Annotated in this window: 17 protein-coding genes; 4 read left to right on the top strand and 13 right to left on the bottom strand. The window is 51.8% G+C overall.

Annotated features, from left to right (window positions below; all coding sequences use genetic code 11):
• Window positions 1-2: 2 nt before the first annotated feature.
• Both metE and AJE_RS15350 read left to right on the top strand, forming a co-directional pair.
• Entirely contained in the window at window positions 3-2276 is a 2274-nt protein-coding gene (gene metE / locus AJE_RS15345) for a 5-methyltetrahydropteroyltriglutamate--homocysteine S-methyltransferase (protein WP_008951609.1), read from the top strand.
• Between the two features lie 107 nt (window positions 2277-2383).
• Window positions 2384-2842 carry a GNAT family N-acetyltransferase gene (locus AJE_RS15350; RefSeq protein WP_008607761.1) on the top strand — a complete coding sequence of 153 codons (459 nt, stop codon included), beginning with the start codon at window positions 2384-2386 and terminating at the stop codon, window positions 2840-2842.
• Here the strand turns inward: AJE_RS15350 and AJE_RS15355 are convergent.
• Window positions 2839-3723, bottom strand: a complete 885-nt coding sequence (locus AJE_RS15355) for a hypothetical protein (protein WP_008951610.1) — start codon at window positions 3721-3723, stop codon at window positions 2839-2841. The two genes, AJE_RS15350 and AJE_RS15355, sit on opposite strands and share 4 nt — an antisense overlap.
• 105 nt (window positions 3724-3828) lie before the next feature.
• Window positions 3829-4752, bottom strand: a complete 924-nt coding sequence (locus tag AJE_RS15360) for a LysR family transcriptional regulator (RefSeq protein WP_008607764.1) — start codon at window positions 4750-4752, stop codon at window positions 3829-3831.
• Between the two features lie 128 nt (window positions 4753-4880).
• On the opposite strand from AJE_RS15360, the gene AJE_RS15365 reads away from it, so the two are divergent.
• Window positions 4881-6389, top strand: coding sequence for an NADP-dependent isocitrate dehydrogenase (locus tag AJE_RS15365; protein WP_008951611.1), 1509 nt, complete (start codon window positions 4881-4883; stop codon window positions 6387-6389).
• A gap of 85 nt (window positions 6390-6474) precedes the next feature.
• Here AJE_RS15365 and AJE_RS15370 read toward each other — a convergent pair whose 3' ends face one another.
• From AJE_RS15370 to AJE_RS15380, 3 genes are all read right to left on the bottom strand, one after another.
• On the bottom strand, window positions 6475-8430 hold the full coding sequence (locus AJE_RS15370; protein ID WP_008951612.1) for a methyl-accepting chemotaxis protein: 1956 nt from the start codon (window positions 8428-8430) through the stop codon (window positions 6475-6477).
• Between the two features lie 145 nt (window positions 8431-8575).
• Window positions 8576-9988 carry a sensor histidine kinase gene (locus AJE_RS15375; RefSeq protein ID WP_008951613.1) on the bottom strand — a complete coding sequence of 471 codons (1413 nt, stop codon included), beginning with the start codon at window positions 9986-9988 and terminating at the stop codon, window positions 8576-8578.
• Window positions 9985-10647, bottom strand: a complete 663-nt coding sequence (locus tag AJE_RS15380; protein ID WP_008951614.1) for a response regulator — start codon at window positions 10645-10647, stop codon at window positions 9985-9987. Before AJE_RS15380 ends, AJE_RS15375 begins: the two co-directional genes overlap by 4 nt.
• A gap of 117 nt (window positions 10648-10764) precedes the next feature.
• On the opposite strand from AJE_RS15380, the gene AJE_RS15385 reads away from it, so the two are divergent.
• Entirely contained in the window at window positions 10765-12741 is a 1977-nt protein-coding gene (locus tag AJE_RS15385; protein ID WP_008951615.1) for an LTA synthase family protein, read from the top strand.
• A 94-nt stretch (window positions 12742-12835) separates the two neighbouring features.
• On the opposite strand, the gene AJE_RS15390 is transcribed toward AJE_RS15385, so the two are convergent.
• The 8 genes from AJE_RS15390 to AJE_RS15420 form a co-directional block, all read right to left on the bottom strand.
• Window positions 12836-13504: a tetratricopeptide repeat protein gene (locus AJE_RS15390; RefSeq protein ID WP_008951616.1), complete on the bottom strand. Its 669-nt coding sequence runs from the start codon at window positions 13502-13504 to the stop codon at window positions 12836-12838.
• Window positions 13501-14361 (bottom strand): SDR family oxidoreductase, encoded by an 861-nt coding sequence (locus tag AJE_RS15395; RefSeq protein ID WP_008951617.1) that lies wholly within the window; start codon window positions 14359-14361, stop codon window positions 13501-13503. Before AJE_RS15395 ends, AJE_RS15390 begins: the two co-directional genes overlap by 4 nt.
• Window positions 14358-15032, bottom strand: coding sequence for an iron-containing redox enzyme family protein (locus AJE_RS15400; protein ID WP_008951618.1), 675 nt, complete (start codon window positions 15030-15032; stop codon window positions 14358-14360). The genes AJE_RS15395 and AJE_RS15400 overlap by 4 nt, the downstream gene beginning before the upstream one ends.
• Window positions 15007-16560, bottom strand: coding sequence for an AMP-binding protein (locus AJE_RS15405; RefSeq protein WP_008951619.1), 1554 nt, complete (start codon window positions 16558-16560; stop codon window positions 15007-15009). The genes AJE_RS15400 and AJE_RS15405 overlap by 26 nt, the downstream gene beginning before the upstream one ends.
• Window positions 16553-17266: a thermostable hemolysin gene (locus tag AJE_RS15410; RefSeq protein WP_008951620.1), complete on the bottom strand. Its 714-nt coding sequence runs from the start codon at window positions 17264-17266 to the stop codon at window positions 16553-16555. The genes AJE_RS15405 and AJE_RS15410 overlap by 8 nt, the downstream gene beginning before the upstream one ends.
• A gap of 176 nt (window positions 17267-17442) precedes the next feature.
• Window positions 17443-17607: a hypothetical protein gene (locus AJE_RS18495; protein WP_237709377.1), complete on the bottom strand. Its 165-nt coding sequence runs from the start codon at window positions 17605-17607 to the stop codon at window positions 17443-17445.
• Window position 17608: 1 nt separating this feature from the next.
• Window positions 17609-18796 (bottom strand): IS4 family transposase, encoded by a 1188-nt coding sequence (locus AJE_RS15415; protein WP_083216315.1) that lies wholly within the window; start codon window positions 18794-18796, stop codon window positions 17609-17611.
• A gap of 76 nt (window positions 18797-18872) precedes the next feature.
• On the bottom strand, window positions 18873-19793 hold the full coding sequence (locus tag AJE_RS15420) for a porin (protein ID WP_008951621.1): 921 nt from the start codon (window positions 19791-19793) through the stop codon (window positions 18873-18875).
• Between the last annotated feature and the right edge of the window lie 112 nt (window positions 19794-19905).

Consider the following 19905-nt stretch of genomic DNA (forward strand, 5'->3'; position numbering starts at 1 on the left):
CGATGGCAATATTACACAACCTGGGTTTTCCGCGGATTGGCCGCAAACGGGAATTAAAAAAGGCGCTGGAAGCGTACTGGCAGGGCCAGAGCAGCGAGAGTGAGCTGGAGCAGACCGCAGCACAGCTAAGAGCGCAAAACTGGCAACTGCAACAAGGTCTGGACTGGCTGCCGGTTGGCGATTTTTCGCTGTATGATCAGGTGCTGGATTTAAGTTTTACGCTTGGTAATATCCCGGCCCGGCTGCAGCACTTAGCCGGCAGTGAGCTGGACAATTATTTCCGGCTGGCACGCGGCCGCTCGGCACAGGACAGTGCGTGCAGCTGTATTCATGCCGGCGAAATGACCAAGTGGTTTGATACCAACTATCACTATATCGTGCCGGAAGTGACCGCCCAGACCGAGTTTTCGTTACAAAGCAGCCGGCTGTTACAGCAATTTCGCGAAGCGAAGGCTCAGGGCGTTCAGGCCAAACCGGTGTTGATTGGCCCCTTAACCTATCTGTGGCTATGTAAGGCCAAAGATCAGTCTGAGCCCCTGGCGCTGCTGCCACGGCTACTGCCGGTATATCAGCAGTTATTGCAGACACTGCAGCAAGCCGGGGCCGAATGGATCCAGCTGGATGAGCCGATACTGGCAACAGAGCTTAGTGAGCCGTGGCAACTGGCTTTTGTTAGCGCCTATAGTCTGCTGGCAGAGGTGCCGGTTAAGCTGCTGCTGGCCAGCTATTTTGGCCAGCTGGGAGCCAATTTACCCTTATTGCAGGCGTTACCTGTTGCCGGCATCCATCTGGATGCAGTGCGGGGCCGCGCTGAGGTGCAGCAGGTGTTACAGGGGTTGGCGCCGCAACAGGTGTTATCACTGGGCGTGATCGATGGCCGTAATATCTGGAAAACCGATCTGACAGCAGTACTCGACTGGCTGGAGCCGATTGCGGCTTTGCTGGGGGATCGGTTGTGGCTGGCGCCTTCCTGTTCTTTGTTGCATGTACCGGTAGATCTGGACAGCGAGCAGAAACTGCTACCAGAGCTGAAAAACTGGTTAGCCTTTGCCAAACAGAAGTTGCAGGAGTTGCAGATCCTGGGGCTGGCGCTTAACCAAGGGCGGTTGCTGGTGGCAGAAGCGTTAATTGACAATGCGGCGGCGATCGCCAGTCGCCGTCAGTCTGCGCTGGTGCATAATCCGGCGGTGCAGCAGGCGCTACAGCAGATCCGGCCTGAGCAGGCACAGCGGCAAAGTCCTTATCCGGTAAGGGCGCAACAGCAAGCGGCACGTTTTGCCCTGCCACTGTACCCTACAACGACTATTGGTTCTTTCCCGCAAACGACGGCCATTCGTCAGGCGCGGCTGGCACTGAAAAAAGGCACTATCTCGGCGGCGCAATATCGGGATCAGATGCAAACGGAAATTGCTCATGCGGTGGCGCAGCAGGAACAACTGGGGCTGGACGTGCTGGTGCATGGCGAGGCAGAGCGCAACGATATGGTGGAGTACTTTGGTGAGCAGTTATCGGGCTTTGCCTTTAGCCAGCATGGCTGGGTGCAATCCTACGGTTCGCGCTGTGTCAAACCCCCTATTATTTACGGCGATATCAGCCGGCCCCAGCCGATGACGGTGGCCTGGACCCAATATGCCCAGTCGCTGACCACTAAACCGATGAAAGGGATGTTAACCGGGCCTGTTACCATGTTGAACTGGTCTTTTGTGCGCGATGATCAGCCGCGGCAGCAAACCTGCCTGCAGTTAGCGCTGGCGATCCGGCAGGAAGTTCAGGATCTGGAAGCTGCTGGTGTCGGGATCATCCAGATTGATGAAGCCGCACTGCGTGAAGGTTTGCCACTACGGCAAAGCGAGTGGCAACAGTATCTGGACTGGGCGGTGTTTGCCTTTAAACTCTGTGCCAACGGTGTGGCTGACAGTACGCAAATCCATACCCATATGTGTTACTCCGAGTTTAACGACATTATCGCTGAGATCGCGGCACTGGATGCCGATGTAATTACAATAGAAACGTCACGTTCCGATATGGAGTTACTGCGCGCCTTTGAGCACTTTGACTATCCGAATCAAATTGGGCCCGGTGTTTATGATATTCACTCGCCCAATACCCCCACCACAGCGCAGATGGTTAAGCTGATGCAAAAGGCGGCGCAGCAGATCCCGGCACAGCGGTTGTGGGTCAATCCGGACTGTGGTTTGAAAACCCGGCAGTGGAGTGAGGTATTGCCAGCCCTGAAAAATATGGTGGCAGCCGCACAGCAGTTACGTCAGAACTAAGTTGCGGTTATCCTGAGTTACTGAAAAGAGGCTGTGGCCTCTTTTTTTATGCCGGACACAAGGTTATGCTGCCGGCTGTGATCAGCTTTTAGTGTACTGAGTATGTCATGATTAATATTATCCGTGATCCCCTTACCAGCCAGGCCATTCAGGATCTGCTTAATGAGCATCTGGCTGATATGTATGCGACCTCGCCGCCGGAAAGCGTACATGCTCTGGATCTGGAACGGTTAAAAGCGCCGGATATTGTGTTCTGGAGTGCCTGGCAGGACGGGCAGTTGCTGGGGTGTATTGCACTGAAGCGCCATGCTGCCGCTATAGCAGAAATTAAGTCGATGCGTACTGCTCGTGTTGCCCGCGGTAAAGGGGTGGCGAAGGCGCTACTGGCGCACTTAGAGCAGTTCGCCAAAGCCGAAGGCGTAACTGCCTTGTATCTGGAAACCGGCGCCGAACCTTATTTTGCGCCGGCGCGGCAGCTGTATCAACAGCATGGCTATCTGCAGTGCGGGCCCTTTGCCGATTATCAACCGGACCCGCTTAGCGTTTTTATGCAAAAAGCCCTTTAATCCTGCTTTGGCACTGGTGCTGCCAGCTTTTTCAGCTGCAGATCAGGCTGCTCGCTTAACGGTTGCTGCTGTGCGTCGGTAGCCTGCTGCAGTTGTTGCTTGGGTGCATCAATTAGCTGCTGTTTTTGCGCATCAATGGCTTGCTCAAGTTGCTGCTTGGGCGCTTCGATTAGCTGCTGTTTTTGCGCATCAATGGCTTGCTCAAGTTGCTGCTTGGGCGCTTCAATTAATTGCTGCTTTTGCGCATCTATCGCCTGCTCAAGTTGTTGTTTGGGCGCATCAATTAGCTGCTGTTTTTGTGCCTCAACAGCTTGCTGCAGCTGTTGTTGCGGCTGTTCAAGTAATTGTTGTTTTTGCTGTTCCAGTTGCTGTTGCAGTAACTTTTCCGGATTGCTGGCCATTTTGGCGTAATCTACCAGCTCATCCGGCCACACTGGTAGCACGGCCTTCGCCTTTTTCTCTACCGCTTCGGCGAAAATCTCTGTAACACCGCCTTTACTGATTAATACCGCCATCTGGTTGGTTTCGGCATTCCAGACAAAGCCCGCTTTTTCAGCAAGCTGCGGTAGCGGCGTATAGTTGGACGCAACATAAAACAGCGGCCCTTGCTGTTTGATCTCATCTGCCGTGTTCAGCAAAGATACTGCCGTTTGGTAATGCTCGCCCAGTAAGGGTTCCAGCCGCTTTTTAATCAGCGGTTGCTCAAATAAATTCACTTCCTTGGGATCGAGGCCAACCATTGGCTTCATAATGGCCCACATCAGCTGGCCCTGTGGTGATAGTAACAAGGCTGGCGCGACGCAGGCGCTTAATAATAACGCCGCTAATAACAACAAGCTTAGGCGCACGGCTGCGCACTTGTTTACGACATAAGTGAACATAGTTTTTGGGTACCTGAATGGTGTTGGGATTGGGGTTGAATTGAGCCGGAACCGGATCGCGCGCACTCTAGCACGGCGCTGAACTTTTCGCCAGCGCTAGTACATTCAGCCCGATGCCTGCTGTTGTAAATAAGCAATAAATCCCCGCGCCGTCGCGCTTTGCGGGGTATCCCGGCGCCAGACTAGGTACCATTGTCGGACTATTGGAAAGTCGGCGACATCCAGTATCCTTAGTCCATTTGTGGTGCTTGACCAGGCCGGTTGATTGACCGCCAAATCGGACAGCACCGCAATACCAAGCCCGGCCGCTACCGCATGTTTAATCGCCTCGTTACTGCCCAGGCTCATCATAATATTTGGCTGAAATTGTTGCTTGGCAAAAAATTGCTCCGTAACTTTACGGGTACCGCTACCGGCTTCCCGCATTAACCAGCGTTCGCCGCTAAGTTCGTTTAGGCGCAACTTTTTATTGCTTAGCGGATGGTTCGCCGGGGCTATGACAATCAAGTTGTTGGTTTGAAAGGCCTGGCTGTCCAAATCCAGCTCGGCTGGCGGTAGCATCATTACCGTCAGATCGTCCAGCCCCTGGCTTAGTCGCTGCACAATACGATCGCGGTTTTCGACACTGAGCTCAATTTCAATACCTGGATAGGCACGCGCGAAAGGGCCCAGCAGATCCGGGACAAAGTATTCGGCGGTGGTAACCGCGGCAATTTTTAGCTTGCCGCGCACCAAACCATGAATTGCCGCCAGCTCGGATTCCAGCCGCTGCCAGCAGCTAGCAAGCTCGCGTACCGTTTGATACAGTAGTTCGCCGGCCTGCGTTAAACGAATTTGGCGGCCACTTTGCTCAAATAAGGACTCGCCCAAGGTTTCTGCCAGCTCTTTCAGTTGTACCGACACCGTAGGCTGACTGACAAAGAGCTCACGCGCAGCCTGGGTTACCGATAACAAGCGGGCACTGGCTTCAAAGGCGCGCAGTTGTTGCGGGGTAATACGTTGAAAACGGGCGAGGGTACTGGCTGGCATCGCTAAGTTGGCTCTGGTTGGCTGATATATAGATTTTAAGCTATGGATAAGATTAAAACTAAATATTTTTCTTAATGATTTAACTGCTCTACAGTGCCGGCATAGCAACCACAGTCGGAGTAGTTCAGATGCAAGCTAAGCAACACCTAAACTCAGAGGCAACAGAGCAGTGCGAAAAGGTAGCGGTAACCGTCGCACTGGGCGATGGGATAGGGCCAGAAATCACCCGGGCCACGCTGGATATTCTGGCCGCTGCCGGCGCCAGAATTGCCCCTGAATATATTGATATTGGTGAGAAGCTTTATCTATCTGGTCACAGTTCAGGAATCGCGCCAGATGCCTGGGAATCGTTGCGCCGCAACAAAGTCTTTCTAAAAGGGCCTGTGACAACGCCAGCCGGCGATGGCTACAAAAGCCTGAATGTGACCATCCGTAAAACCCTGGGTTTGTACGCGAATGTAAGGCCCTGTGTCAGTTATGCCCCCTTTGTCGCAACCCTGCATCCTAAATTAGATATCGTCATAGTGCGGGAGAATGAAGAAGATCTGTACGCGGGTATCGAACATCGTCAATCTGATGAGGTTTTTCAGTGCCTGAAGCTGATTAGCCGCCCGGGCTGTGAAAAGATTGTACGCTATGCCTTTGACTATGCCCGCAGCCATGGCCGGAAAAAAGTCACCTGCATGGTCAAAGATAATATTATGAAGATGACAGATGGCCTGTTTTATAAGGTGTTTCAGGAGATAGCCGTAGAGTATCCTGATATTGCGACCGAACGCTATATTATTGATATCGGCGCAGCCCGGTTGGCGACCCAGCCGCAACGTTTTGATGTGATCGTGACGCCCAATTTATATGGCGATATTTTAAGTGATATCGCAGCCGAGATGACCGGCAGTGTCGGCCTGGCCCCCAGCGCCAATATTGGTGAACAAATTGCCATGTTTGAAGCTATTCATGGCAGTGCGCCGGATATCGCCGGGCAGGGCGTGGCAAACCCCAGTGGCTTATTACTGGCAGCGGTAATGATGCTGGTGCATATTGGTCAGGCCGAGGTGGCAGCGCGCGTGCATAATGCCTGGCTGGCAACCCTTGAGGAAGGGATCCATACCGCCGATCTGCAGGGTGAGCAAAGCCAGCAAGTTGTTAGCACAGCAGGCTTTGCAGAGGCCGTCATTGCCCGGCTGGGGCGCTTGCCGCAGCGCTTTACGCCGGTGCAGTATCAGAGTCAACCGCGTCAGCCGGCAGTAAAGAACCTGTATAAGCGGGCGACACCAGCGCATAAGGTACTATTGGGTGTCGACATCTTTTTGCATGAACGTAACTTTACACCGGAGCAGCTGGCCAGTCGTTTACTGGCACTGACTAAAGGTATCTTGCATCTACAGATGATCACTAATCGTGGTGTTAAGGTGTGGCCGGAAGGCTTTCCGGAAACCTTCTGTACCGACCACTGGCGCTGCCGTTTTATGCCGGCCCAATCGACACAATTCACGCAACTGCCACAGGAGGTTAAACAGCAGGATATTGTGCAACTGCTGCAAACATTAACCCAGGCCGGGCTGGATGTGATGAAAACCGAGAACCTGTATAGTTTTAATGGTGAGCGCGGTTTCGCACTGGGACAGGGGCAGTAGCCACGGTAAGATGGTTAATCCGGGGCAAGATGTTAAAGCCTGCGTTGCCGCAGGCTTTAATCAGTAATGCTTTGCCACACCCTCACTAGACTCTGAATTGTCCGGCCGACTGCCCCAAACTCTGTGCCATACCAAGTAACTGGCGGGTACTACTGGCGACCTGGGAAATGGCGGTACTGTTTTCCTCGGCGGCGGCGCTAAGTCTGGAGATGCTATTTGCCAGAGTAGCGGATACCGTAGTTTGTTCTTCCGCCGCTGTTGCGGTTTGGGTCATTAAATCTTTTAGCACGGCCAGACGCTGATAAATGTCATTTACGGCCTTTGCCATCGCCTGAGATTGTTGTAGTGTTTGTTGAGCGGCTTCGCTGCAAAAGCCACTATGTGTCGCCAGAGACGCCGCTTTACCAGTTATGCCGTTGAGTACTGAAGATATCTCTTTAATCGCTTCCTGCACCCGAAAGGCCAGCTGCCTGACTTCATCAGCCACGACGGCAAAACCTCGACCATGTTCGCCGGCACGCGCCGCTTCAATAGCCGCATTTAATGCCAGCAAATTGGTTTGTTCGGCGATGCTGTTGATGACGCTAAACACCTGACCAATTTTGCGACTATCCTGGTCCAGCTCACCGACTTCGTGATGAATGTGGGCAAAGCGGGCTAAGGTTTGTTGTAAACTTTCACTGGTAGCGTTGAGGGCGGCGGTAAGCTGTAGGCTGGAATTGTTGCAGCCTTTTACTTCATCGGCGGCATAGGCCGTATTTTTACCGATTTCGGCGGCGGCATAGCTCATTTCTTCAACTGCTGTGGCCAGCATATCAGTCTCGCGGGCCTGCAGTTGGATACTGCCATCCGCCTGGGTAATGGCTGCTGAATTTTGGGTCGCAGTATTTTCCAGCTCCCGGCTGATACCTAGCAGCTGCGAAATCAAACCTTTAAGCGTATGTTGCATTTTTGCCAGCCAACCCATCACATGGCCGGGTTGTTCGGGTACCATTAACTCAGTGGTAAAGTCACCGGACGCGATGACACTGGTAAGCTGGCACATTTGCTCCGGCTCACCGCCAAGCGGCCTGATCACTAAACGACACACCAGCTCGGCGGCCAGAATCTCCAGCAGTAAAGCGGCCAGGCTAATACCAATGCCGGTAAATAGCATGCGGCGGGCTGGTGCTGCGATTTCGGCCACGTCAATTTCCGCCAGCAGCGCCCAGCGTACACCGAACACATTCAGCGGGGCAAAGGCCGATAACACGGCATTGTTGTTGTAATCGATAACTTGCATAACGCCATTCTGCCCGGCTAGCGCCTCTCGTACCGCCTTGGTATCCACGCCGTTTGCGGCGACGGTACCACGAAATGAGGCCTGAATATTGCGTTGTTGCGGATCGAGATAGGAATCTGAGCGCATTCTGAAATCGCTGCCAACCAGATAGGTTTCGCCACTATCACCCATACCGGCGCGGATTTGCATCACGCTATTAATCTTATCGATCGACAGCTGAGCGGCAACATAAACCCGCTCCTGATTAAGCGTAATGGCTTTGCCGAGAAAGGCAGCGGCTTCATTATTCGAGGGGGCATAGGGCGAGAAATCTTCCATCAGCACCTGATTATCCCGAGCCCGCAGTTGCTGAAACAACCGGCCAAGACCAGAGTCGCGGTAGGGCCCATGTTGCAGATTGGTGTGCAGATCGGACTCTCGCGCCACAGTGTAAATAATGTCACCAGCATTGTTTATGACAAACAGATCATAAAATCCAAGCTGCTGATTAATAGCGCTAAAAAATGGCGTTAGACTCTCAGTTTGCTCCAACTGCGGTAACTCGGCCACTGCACTGGCCGCAACTTCTAATCCGGCACGAAAATCATGCAGCATGGCAGCGATATTTTGCTCTTTAATTTCCCGCACTGCGACTAAACGCGATTCCGCTTCGCGAAACAGTTCAGTGCGACCCAGCAGGGTAATCACGGTAGTGGCAACGAGTAGGGGTAACAGGACGATACTTAGACTGATGATCTTTATCTTCTGACTAAAACCCATTTTCAACTCCCTGATGATACGTTTTAGATACCAGAAGAATAAAGCATTGTTTCTTTAAAATAACAATGATGCATAAAAATTTAATTTTTAAAGCAGGAAGGTGCGCAGCCAGATGTCGCGGGAAAACGATATCGCTAAATGATATTTAACTCTGGTTGTTGGCAAGCGTGATAATGATCTGTGCCCTAAACGTATGCCCTGAAAAGGCGCAGTTAAACCCCAGATGATGTAGCTCCGTAATGCGTTTTACGATTGACAGACCCAAACCTGAGCCTGTCAGATCCTGATGCACGGGAGCGCGGTAAAAGCGTTGTCCCAGGACATCATTATCCACTGCGACTAAGCATTGATTCTGTATTGTCAGTACAATCTTATTATTTAAACCCGGCTCAAGGCGCAGGACTACCTCTGTATCTGCTGGCGCATACTTGGCCGCATTTTCAAACAGGTTACGCAGCGCTACCTGTAACAGTGTCGTGTCAGCCTGCACCTGATAACCCGCAGCCCGGCAAGCATCAAGGTCGGCTAATTGCCAGATCACTTTTTGCAGCAGGGCAGGTGCAACCTGGTGCAGGCTGGCTTCCAGTAAATCCGCCAGCGGTTGTGAACGTAACGCCAGTTTCGGGTGTTCTAATCGCGCCAGCGCCAGCAGTTGATTGGTCAGATGGCTCATCCGTTCACTGCCTTGTTTAATGGCGGTCACCGCCGCATCCTGTTCCGCATTAAGTGCTGTTTGTGCCAGATTTTGGGCATGCAAACTGATAATACTCAGGGGCGTGCGCAGTTCATGCGAGGCATCAGCAATAAAACGTTTCTCGCGCTGCATGTGTTGCTCAATCGCCTCTAACAACTGATTAATAGCAGTGACAACCTGAGTCAGTTCAGCCGGCATTGGACTGACGATAGGTTTTAGTTGCTCAGGTTTGGTATGAGTGAGTTGCTGTTGCAGTTGTTTTAGCGGCTTTAAACCGCGCCGGACCAGGTAAAGGGTTAGCAGACTCAGTGGTAAGATTAAAAACAGAACCGGCCGGATCTGGGTTAGGGCGATGCTATAGCTCAGCTCCTCGCGCACCGCTTCGCGCTGACTGCTAACGATTTGTACCCCCAGCTCATCCAGACGCAGGGTAAAGTTGATCCATAGATCACCGTTCTCAGTGTGATATTCGCTAAAACCGGTTTTACGAACCGGCCGCATTGGCTGTTGCAGATTAGCGGTATGCAGAATCAACTGCTGCTCGTCACGCCAGATCTGGATCGCGATATTGCTCTCATATTTGTAGCCGGTAAGAAAACGCTCACTTAGTTCAGCCTGGCCTTTAACCAGCTCGTCCAGATGCGCCACTGGTATCAGCACTGGTGTTTCCTGCTGTAATAATGTCGGATTAGCCTTTAGTACTCCTGCGGTTAAGCGGGCGCTTTGCGCCAACTGCGCATCAAATACTTCGTCTATTTCATGCAGGCTTTGCTGATAGCTGATATAACCGGTCAAACTCAGGACGGCTATCACCAGTAAATTCAGTAATAGTACTAAGCGGCTTTGAATACTGAGTGGCTTCATACTTGCCCCGGTAACAGGTAGCCGATACCGCGCACGGTTTTAATCAGATCCGGGTGTAGTTTTCTGCGCAGGTTATGAATATGCACTTCAATAGCATTACTTTCGGTATCGCCATCCCAGCCAACACTTAGCTCTTCCAGATGCTGGCGGCTTAAAATCTTATCTTTATGCTGCAGAAAGTCTTTTAACAGTAAAAATTCGCGCCGGGTTAAATTCACCGTTTTCCCGGCATATTCGCAGCTATGTTTCACTAAATCGAGCAGCAGTTCACCATGCTGTAGCACATCATGCCGCCGCTCGGCTTTACGGCGTAGCAGTACCCGAATGCGCGCTTCCAGCTCGCGCACATCAAAGGGCTTTACCATATAGTCATCAGCACCATCGTTTAACAGTTGGAGCTTGGTTTCAATTTGATCCAGCGCCGTCAGTACCAGTACCGGCAGTTGATGTTGCTGCGCGCGCAGCTGTTGTAAGATTTTACCGGCAAAGCCATCGGGTAGGCCTAAATCCAGGATCATTAAATCAAACTCCGCATTATCCAGCGCCTGCAGTGCTTGCTTACCAGTGCGGCAATGTTCGGTTTGATAACTGGCCCGCGCCAAGGCTGTAACTATGCCCTGTGCCAGTAAGTTATCGTCTTCTACCAGTAAGATCCGCATGCCATTTATCCGTTTACGGTCAGTCTGTTAACTATAACCAGATTAACCTCATTTACTTAAGAAAATCTTAAGTTTTTCACCCTAAGCTAGCGCCAACTTCTTGGTGGAGCTTAGATTATGACTAGCGTACTGCAGCCGATAAAACGCGCCGGCCCTTATTTGCCGTTATTGGTTTTTTGTGTGGTGACGCTACTGCTGTTAAGCGCTAGCCGGCTTGGCTTAGTACTTTGGCAATTCGACCGGGTAACGGCTGCAGCTGATATTGGCATTCTGCTGCTACAGGGGGTAAGAGCCGATCTGATTTTTATTGGCCTGTGGCTGGCAATACCTTTATTACTTGCCCCCTTACTGGCGCGACAGAGTAGTTTTAAGGTCTGGCTACAGCTAAATCATCTCTGGTTGTTACTGGGGCTGGCGCTGGTGATTTTACTGGAAGTCTCGACGCCGCAATTTATTTTGCAATACGATGTCAGACCGAACCGGCTCTATATCGAATATTTAAAGTATCCGAAAGAGGTGTTTGGTACCCTATGGCAAGGTTATCGCGGTATGCTGCTTGGCGGTGTGCTGGCCTCGATAGCGTTATTGTGGCTGGGCAATCTAGCGCTGCGGCAGGTACTGGCGCAAACTCGACCTTTTGCCCGTTATCGTACTTTGCTAATTAGCTGGCCGCTTTTGGTATTGCTTGCCTTTGCAGCTATTCGCTCCACCACGGAGCACCGCCCAGCCAATCCGGCGCTGTTTGCCATTACCGGCGATGCGATGGTGAACTCGCTGATTATCAACTCGCCATACTCAGTGCTATACGCCATCTATAGCCTGAAACATGAAGCTCGCTCCAGTGAGATCTATGGCACGTTGCCGCAGCAGGACATGCTTGAGTTGGCGCTGGATTGGCCGTGGTTAAAACACCTGGAATTTGATGATCCACAATTACCTACTCTGGCACTGCGCCAGCCGGCAAAGGAACGTGTGCAGCCGCTTAACCTGGTGATTATTCTGGAAGAAAGCCTGGGCGCAACCTTTGTGAAAAGTCTGGGTGGCTTGCCGGTAACGCCGGAGCTGGAACAGCTCAAAAACGAAGGCTGGTGGTTTGAAAATATGTATGCCACCGGCACCCGTTCGGTGCGTGGTATTGAAGCTGTGGTGTCTGGTTTTCCGCCGACGCCGGCGCAAAGTGTGGTAAAACTCTCCGGCGCGCAGCAAGGCTTCTATACTCTGGCCAGCACCCTGCAGCAGCAAGGCTTTCATACCAGCTTTGTCTATGGTGGCGAAGCGCATTTTGACAATATGCGCGGCTTTTTTACCGGTAATGGTTTTAGCGAAGTGATCGATTTACCGAAAATGACGAAGCCGGAGTTTGTTGGCAGCTGGGGCGCCAGTGATGAAGATTTATTTAACGCGGCGGCTAAACATTTAGCGGAAATGTCCGCTCAGCAAAAGCCATTTTTTAGTTTGATTTTTACCTCGTCCAATCACGAGCCCTTTGAGTTTCCTGACAGTAAAATCGCGCTGTACGACAGTGAAAAGGCGACGGTAAATAATGCAGTTAAGTACGCCGATTATGCGCTGGGTAAATTTATTGCACAGGCGAAACAGCAACTGTACTGGCACAATACGCTGTTTGTTATCGTCGCCGACCACGATAACCGGGTGTATGGTAATAGTTTGGTACCGGTACATAAATTTCAGATCCCGGCGCTGATGTTAGGTGCGGATCTGAAGCCAAAAACTATTAGCAGCCTGGCCAGCCAGATTGATTTAGCACCTACGATCTTATCTTTAATGGGCATCAGTGCACAAACGCCGCTACTGGGGCGGGATTTTAGCCGTGATGCTGAGTCGCCGGGGCGGGCGCTGCTGCAGTTTGATCAGTACTTTGCCCTGTTAGAGCAGCAAAACACCCGCGAAGCGGCAGTGACGATATTAAAACCAGATGGTAGCAGTGTTGTCGCGCGCTATTTGCTGAATGATAAACAACTGGTGCTAACAGATGCTGCTGCCGAGCCGGCAGCACAGCGCCGGGCACTGGCGCAGGTGTTACTACCGTCCTGGTTATATCGGGAGCAGCGCTATCGCTCAGTAGCAGAGTGATGGTGATGAACCCAAATAAAAATGCCGGCTAAACCGGCATTTTACGTTTTATACTAAAGCTGATCTTTACTACGAAGATTGCGTCTGCATGGAGTTAACTTTTAATTTTGCTACGCGCTTTAGTCAGCGCTTGCTCAATCTCCTGCCGGCGTCCGGCATCGGCATCCTCACGGCCAGGGCGTGGTGGCGCCAGTAAGGCTTTTTCCAGTACCGCCACGGCGGCCTTATATTCTTTTTGTTGCAGTAAAAAATCACCGTAAAAATAGTTACTGTCGATACCGTCAGGGTTAACCTCCAGGCCTTTTAGCAAATATTCGCGGGCTTTTTTATCGCTACCAAAGCCGACAGGCCAACCTGGTACCTGATAATACAGCGAACCCAGGCTGGTATAGGCCGAGCCATCCAGCGCTTTCTCATCCTGCTTTAGCGCCTGTTCAAACAGCTTTTTCGCGGTTTTAACTTCGCTAAGCGCATCCAAACCGCCGACACTGCCGGCATAGGTGGCGCGGATAATACCTTCCCAAATCAGGTAGCGGGCATCCTCCGGGTGAGCTTTTACGGCAGCTTGGGCGGCGCTAACCAGTTCGGCGAAAGCCTGTTCCTGGGTTTTACCGCTTTGCTGATATTTAACGGTCGCCCATTGTTGTTGAATCTGACTTAGTTCGCCCGGTATCGCGGAGAGCGAGCTTTCGGCCTGTACTGACCCCAGCAGTAAGCTGGCGCTGAGTAAACTTAGGGCAATAAGTGAAGAGATTTTTTTCATTTGTATGCTCCTTTATCGCTGGCAGGGACGTTTTTCACTTCAGCCAGCGCATTGTGGGTTAACCCTGCGGCTTGCCGTCGGGCAAATTGTTTGATGGTCGTCAGTTGTTTGCGTAGTGCTTTATCCAGTAAGGCTGGCAGCAGCGCATTGAGCCGGATAAACAGTCGCTCCGGCATACCAAGGTTCTGATCCTGCATCTGTTTTGCGATTAACTGGTTTAGAATTTGGGATGCAACCCACTCAGGCTGATCGGTTTTGCTACCCAGCGCCTGATTCAGCTGCTGTGCTGCCAGGGTGTTCATACTGGTTTGGGTAGCCCGGGGTGCGATATAGCAAAATTGCAGGGCGGTATCGGCCATTTCCCGGCGCAGCGCCTGCACAAAATGCTTTAGCGCGGCTTTGCTGGCACCATAGGCGGCATAGCCCGGATAGCCGATAGCACCCAGTGTCGAGCCAACATAAACTAAGCGCCCCTGTGGTGTCAGCCGGGGTAGCAGGGCGCGGGTGAGTAGTATAGGCAGCAGCGTGTTTAGTGCAAATAGCCGGTGTATCGCTGTTGGATCCTGCTGTTCAAACAACGCAAAATCGTTATAACCTGCAGCGAAGATCACGCCATCCAGCTTGTCGGGTAGTGCCAGCAGTAAATGCTCGCGACCCGAAGCATCACTAAGATCGGCGGCCACACACTGGGTTTTAGTGGCCAGTTGCGTTGCTAACCGCTGCAGGGGGACGAGATTGCGCCCGCTAATAATCAGGTTCGCGCCCTGTGCCGCGAGTTGCTTCGCCAGTGCGGCACCAATACCGCCACTGGCACCGAGTAGCAGTAGTGTTTGGCCCTGTAGGGCAGCGGCGCTCATGCCGCCACCTTAGCCGCAGGTGCGGCTTCAATACTGCGGAAGATATTGCCATACAGCTGATAGAACACTTTAGCGGCATGCTCAATCGCTTGCTGATCGGTTGCATCGCTAATGGTGTCCATTAGTTTTTCAAAAAAGCTCAGATGTTCAATATCCAAACTGCCGTGCGAGCGTAAATAACTAAAGGCTTTGTTGGGTAACTGTAGCTGCTGCTGAATAATCTCAGCGGCACCGGTGGCGAGGTTAACGCTGGTGCCTTCCAGTACCAACACCATGCCAAAGAACGCCAGCGGGTTGCCTCGCAGCACAGTGTCATAGGCGTAGGCAACCATCAGTTCGGTAGCAAGGCGCGGTGTGCCGTGGCGTACTTGCTCTTTGTCGGCGCCGGTCGCTGCAAGATCATTCAGCACCCATTCCTGATGACCCAGCTCTTCTTCGATATATTCAGCAATGGCTTCGCGGTAATATTCCTGGGCACTGCTTAGCCTGCTGCCAACAGCCATCAGCAATGGCACTGTGTGCTTAACATGATGGTAAGCTTCCGTTAGAAACGCCTGATACTCGGCGAGCGTAAAGCTTTGTTGCTTAAGGCAGCGCTGGATCAGCGGTGCACTTAACAAATACTCGCGTTCGGCCTGGGTTTGCTCAATTAATTGCTGATAAAAGCTCATCGCGATGCTCCTGGTTTAGCGGCACAAGCACTGGCTCTGCCGTTGTTGGGGTAAGGTGGTAAAGTTGCTCAATAGGTTGTTGGTACCGCGCCAGAATATGTTGGCGGCGCAGCCGGCTGTTATCGGTAAGTTGCTGGTTTTGACTGCTAAAGGGTTCATTTAGCAGCAAGACGGTACGAATTTGCGCATAATCCGGGAGCCGGGCGTTAAGTGCCTGTAGCTGGGCGCTAAGCTCGGTCAACTGCCTGGCCGATCTCGGCACTATCAGTGCACTTAGCCAGGGCTTGGCATCACCGCATACCATGGCCTGAGCGATCGACGGGCAAAGTTGTAGCTCAGCTTCCAGCCATTCTGGCGAGATATTTCGGCCAAAGCTGCTGATCAACAGTTGTTTGCTGCGCCCGTCAATGTTCAGATAGCCGTCACCGTCCTGTTGCCCCAAATCGCCGGTCGCTAACCAAGAGTCGGCGTCGCGTGCGGCTTCGCCTAAATAGCCGGCATAGAGCTGACCTTTTACTTCAATCTGGCCCGCGTTAATCCGCAGTTGTATATGAGGTAGCGCTTTGCCGACGCTACCGGGCTGATTCGCCGCAGGTAAGTTTAAAGCCACCACTGAGCCAGCTTCGGATAAACCGTAGCCCTGATAGACAGGTAGCCCCAGCTGTGCGGCCTGTGCCAGTAATGCCGGAGCGCAATGAGCACCACCAACGGCAATAAAACGAAAGCTGGCTGCCAGTGCCGGTTGCTGCTGGCAAATCAACAGCAGCGCTTGCAGCAACTGTGGTGTAAGGATCAGGCTGTGCGGCTGGTAATGCGCCAGGCTTTGTGCCAATTGCGCTAAATCGAGCTTTGAACTTCCGCTCAAACCGCTTTGCGATTCGTTCAGCACAATAATTTGCTGCCCCAGAGCCAGTGGTAAATACACACCGGCCTGATTTTCCAACAGGGTAGATAAGGGCAGCAGAGAGTAATGTCGCAGTTGTTGCTGTTGTGCCTCAGCACTAAATTCTGCGCCTAGTGCTTTAACTAAGCCGGCTAAGGTCGCCGCCTGCTGTGCCCAGCTTAAACATACGCCTTTCGGGCTGCCGGTAGTGCCAGAGGTAAAGGTGACTTTACCGCTCAAGAACGGAAAGCTTGGTATTGAGTGAGTGCCTGCTGGCGGCATCTGCCGATACCATAAACCCGGCACTGCGCTGGCTATGCTGCCGGCAAGTGGCTCGGTCTCCAGTACGATCTCGATCGCGGCGGTATCAAGGATATAGGCTTGCTGCGCGGCTGAGAAAAAACGTGGTAGTGGAACACAAATTTTGTCGCTCACGGCCAGCGCTAAATCGGCAATAATCCAGCTGATGCTGTTCGGGCCGCTAATGGCAAAGCGCTGTGCCGGCAGTTGTTGTAGCCAGTTGGCCAGTTGTGATACCTGTGCAGCGAGTTGCTGATAACTCAGGCTGTGTTGACCGTCAGTTAACGCCGGGCGGTCGGCAAACTGGCGCAGGCTAGGAAAATCCAAAGGTACTGACTTAGCCATGACCAGCCTCCGTTAGCCGCGCCAATTGCGGTTGCAGCTCAGTCAGCTGTGGAGCCAATAACTGCTGTAACAACTGATAGCGCGGCAAACGCCGGGCGCTGGTAATGGCCGGTAAGGCCATACCTGCCATCACTTGCGGGTGTTTTTGGTAGTACGCGCCCCAGACTTGGGGATGCTGCAGCTTATCGGCATTGGCTGCGGCTAACAGTATCGGTTGATAATGTAGCTTGCTTAACAGCGATTGCACTTCATCAGTTGCGGTAAAGGTTACCCAGCGAAAGCGGCTAGCGGCAATCAGTTCACTTAAGGCAACCATCAGTAACAAACTGCTACCGGCGCGTGCCGATACCAGATTGCCGATTTCCAGAATTTGCCCGCGTTTTACCTCTTGCCCGGATTGTTCTGACAGCAGCTGTTCAATCGGCTGTGGCAGATATTGCTCCAGAAACAGCGGGCCCTGCGTTGCGGCCTGTACCCCGACCGCTGCGGTCAGGGTTCCGGCGCAGCGTAAACTTAGCAATTGTGGCAGAAAGTAGCGGATTTCGGCCTGATGCTTGCGCTGAAACTCGCGGGCGATAAGGGTTTCTACTTCAGCGCGGCCATCGGCTTGTCTTGCCAGCAAAGTCAGTTTACTGGTCATATTTCCCAGGCTACACAGCAGCGGTATAGCGGTAGCGGGTGGTGCCAGTAATAAGGGTTCAGACATAAGACGCTCCGGTTTAACCTCGATGCTGGCAGGTTAGGTGGCGAAGCTTAAGAAAACATTAAGCAGCAAAAATGCTGAAAAATTATTTCGGTGTTGATGAAGATCAGGGGAGTAGGTGTGGCGAGATATAGGTTGTGTCGGCAAAGCAAGCGGGTAGCAGACTACCCGCACTGAGCTTAGAAGCGGTAGATAATCCCCAGCGATAAGCCGGTGCTATCTTCACCGGCGATCGCCGGTAACTGAGTGCCGCGGCCGCCGCCAGAGATGCGGAAGGCGGCATTGTCATCATTACTGGTGATACCGTAAACAGCCTGAGGGATCCCCACAAATTGCTCCCCCATATTATCCACACTCTATCAGATCGTCCGGTGTCCAGCACCACTGAGCTATCCACTGCAAAATTTGCTTTAGCCCTTGCTGATAATATCGCCTACTTATATTAAGCTTTTGCTCTTTACAGAGCAGTATCCCAAGGGAACAAAGAGCGAGCACTCGTCTATGCTTAACGGTATTTGCCTGATAACGTCGTTGTAAGCCAGCCTTCTCACCCGCACTGCCAAGCAGGTAATGAAACCAGTTAGCCAGGGCTGCCAAGAGCAGTAAGATCTCCAAGCGTGATTTCTTGCGAGTACCATGTAGATCGCTACCTAACCCGTAACGGTGACTTTTTTGATCCCGGAAGCTTTCTTCTATCTGCATTCGGCAGCTATAGCATTTGGCAATTTTCTCGGCATATCCATGACTTTCTGGTAAAGAGGAAACTAATAGCCAAGGCTCTTTGTATTGCCTGTTTTTATCTCTTTTCAATAACTTGTAACCTTTTCCAACCAAAACAGCTTGTGTTTCATAGCTCTGAGATTGGGTGAGTAAGATGTTGCCGACATGCTTGGGCTTGGCTTTGGCCTTACGATAAAATTGGTTAACAGTGATAAACTCTTCCTGCTCTGCCACTTTCAGCTTCACATTCCCTCTGACTCTGGCGACATAATGCCAGCCGAATTCGCGTACTTGTTTTAACCAAGGCACTTTAAATCCGGCGTCTGTCACGATAATTGGCTTGCAGCCTTCTGGTAACATAGCTTTAAGTTGTTCTAAGAATGCCTGATGCAAACGGGGGCTGGTGTACTCTTCTTCAGCAGCGATTTTTTGCAACAACGTTAATGCTCTGCCGTCCGCAGCAATACTCGCTCGTAAAATAAAGTGACGCTTGGCGGTATCCGCATTACTCCAATCGACTAAAATCGTTGGATGGGAATGGGGGGTTACAACAGAAGCAGTCAACGCGGCATAAATCAATGGTAGCTCTCGTTGCAGATTGGCATTATTGAGTAATCTGTCGGCTCGCTTGATGCTGATTTTGTCTGAGGGCCCTGGCATAGCGCGACCAATTGCTGTAACGGTGCAACGAGCGTCTTTAGCAAGAGCAGTAACCGCATCTAACAAGACAGAAAATCTGGCTTTATGCATGGTTTTTGGGGTGACAAATCGGAGGAAATCAGCGAGCATAGTTTTAACATTCATGGCGAGCATCCGCGGTGTGGGATTTTTGGCGAATGATCAGATCGGGAACCGCCATGAATGTTCCCTAATTACCTAAATTTTTATTTTAACTACAAAATTTCTGGGGATACCTCAGGTAAACAGCATAAAGCACTAACTCACGGCCAAAATTACGGTCTACACCCACAGCGAATAACGTTGCGCCGCTGTCTGCCGTATCGTTGTCGCCGGTTTGATAAACCTGGCCGCGCCAGACATAGTTACCTTGCTTGTAGCTGGCACCAACACCATAAACATTGCGGTCGCCACCCGGAATATCCTTGGCGCTTTGCCACAATGTCGTCAGGCGGATGGCATCCGTAATATCATAGTAAGCACCCAGGCGGATCGCCTGCGGATCTAAACCATCAGTGCCTTCAAAACGCTCAAAGGCCGCAGCTAAATAAATGCCTTTTTGCTCATAGGTAATGGAGCTGCTGTAAGACTCGCGCAGATTATCTACGGTAGCGCCGGTATTGTTATGCGGCGTATAGTGAAAGGCAAAGGTCAGGTTATTGACGGTCGGGCTTTGATAAGCCACACCATTTTTAAAGCGCTCGTCAAACACATTACCAATGGTTCCGCCACTAACCCGGCTGACGTTACGGATATCACCCACCCGATCACCAAACTGATCGACCTTACCGCGCAATACTTTTAGCGGTGTATCGAACTGACCAATTTTTACTGTACCAAAATCGCCACGCAGGCCGACAAAAGAATCGCGATCGGCAAAGCTACCGGCACCCTCATCGATACGAATGGTTTGTTCCAGCTGCACAAAGGCTTCTAAGTCCCCTTCCAGTTTGGTACTGGCACGAAACCCCAACCGGCTGGCGTTACTGGAAACGTTGGTGCCGCTGTCGACGCCATTATCCAAGCGGTCCAGCGAGAGATGCGCCAGACCATAGATTTCGACGTTATTGGCCTGAACAGTGCCCACAGCCAGCAAGGATGCGGCCAGTAGAGAGAGATTAAATAGTTTCATCTGTGTTTTCCGGATTGAGATTGTGATTAACGGCTCCACCGTTGTCATAATACTGTAATACGCTTTTGTGTGAGTGAAAAGCGGACTCGTCAGTGATTTAGGAATAACTTAT

Source organism: Alishewanella jeotgali KCTC 22429, from assembly GCF_000245735.1.
GTDB lineage: Bacteria > Pseudomonadota > Gammaproteobacteria > Enterobacterales > Alteromonadaceae > Alishewanella > Alishewanella jeotgali.

Excerpts from the sequence above, each read along its gene's own strand:
- metE (WP_008951609.1), top strand. The coding sequence starts at position 3 with ATGGCAATATTACACAACCTGGGTTTTCCGCGGATTGGCCGCAAACGG.
- AJE_RS15350 (WP_008607761.1), top strand. The coding sequence starts at position 2,384 with ATGATTAATATTATCCGTGATCCCCTTACCAGCCAGGCCATTCAGGAT.
- AJE_RS15355 (WP_008951610.1), bottom strand. The coding sequence starts at position 3,723 with ATGTTCACTTATGTCGTAAACAAGTGCGCAGCCGTGCGCCTAAGCTTG.
- AJE_RS15360 (WP_008607764.1), bottom strand. The coding sequence starts at position 4,752 with ATGCCAGCCAGTACCCTCGCCCGTTTTCAACGTATTACCCCGCAACAA.
- AJE_RS15365 (WP_008951611.1), top strand. The coding sequence starts at position 4,881 with ATGCAAGCTAAGCAACACCTAAACTCAGAGGCAACAGAGCAGTGCGAA.
- AJE_RS15370 (WP_008951612.1), bottom strand. The coding sequence starts at position 8,430 with ATGGGTTTTAGTCAGAAGATAAAGATCATCAGTCTAAGTATCGTCCTG.
- AJE_RS15375 (WP_008951613.1), bottom strand. The coding sequence starts at position 9,988 with ATGAAGCCACTCAGTATTCAAAGCCGCTTAGTACTATTACTGAATTTA.
- AJE_RS15380 (WP_008951614.1), bottom strand. The coding sequence starts at position 10,647 with ATGCGGATCTTACTGGTAGAAGACGATAACTTACTGGCACAGGGCATA.
- AJE_RS15385 (WP_008951615.1), top strand. The coding sequence starts at position 10,765 with ATGACTAGCGTACTGCAGCCGATAAAACGCGCCGGCCCTTATTTGCCG.
- AJE_RS15390 (WP_008951616.1), bottom strand. The coding sequence starts at position 13,504 with ATGAAAAAAATCTCTTCACTTATTGCCCTAAGTTTACTCAGCGCCAGC.
- AJE_RS15395 (WP_008951617.1), bottom strand. The coding sequence starts at position 14,361 with ATGAGCGCCGCTGCCCTACAGGGCCAAACACTACTGCTACTCGGTGCC.
- AJE_RS15400 (WP_008951618.1), bottom strand. The coding sequence starts at position 15,032 with ATGAGCTTTTATCAGCAATTAATTGAGCAAACCCAGGCCGAACGCGAG.
- AJE_RS15405 (WP_008951619.1), bottom strand. The coding sequence starts at position 16,560 with ATGGCTAAGTCAGTACCTTTGGATTTTCCTAGCCTGCGCCAGTTTGCC.
- AJE_RS15410 (WP_008951620.1), bottom strand. The coding sequence starts at position 17,266 with ATGTCTGAACCCTTATTACTGGCACCACCCGCTACCGCTATACCGCTG.
- AJE_RS18495 (WP_237709377.1), bottom strand. The coding sequence starts at position 17,607 with ATGGGGGAGCAATTTGTGGGGATCCCTCAGGCTGTTTACGGTATCACC.
- AJE_RS15415 (WP_083216315.1), bottom strand. The coding sequence starts at position 18,796 with ATGCTCGCCATGAATGTTAAAACTATGCTCGCTGATTTCCTCCGATTT.
- AJE_RS15420 (WP_008951621.1), bottom strand. The coding sequence starts at position 19,793 with ATGAAACTATTTAATCTCTCTCTACTGGCCGCATCCTTGCTGGCTGTG.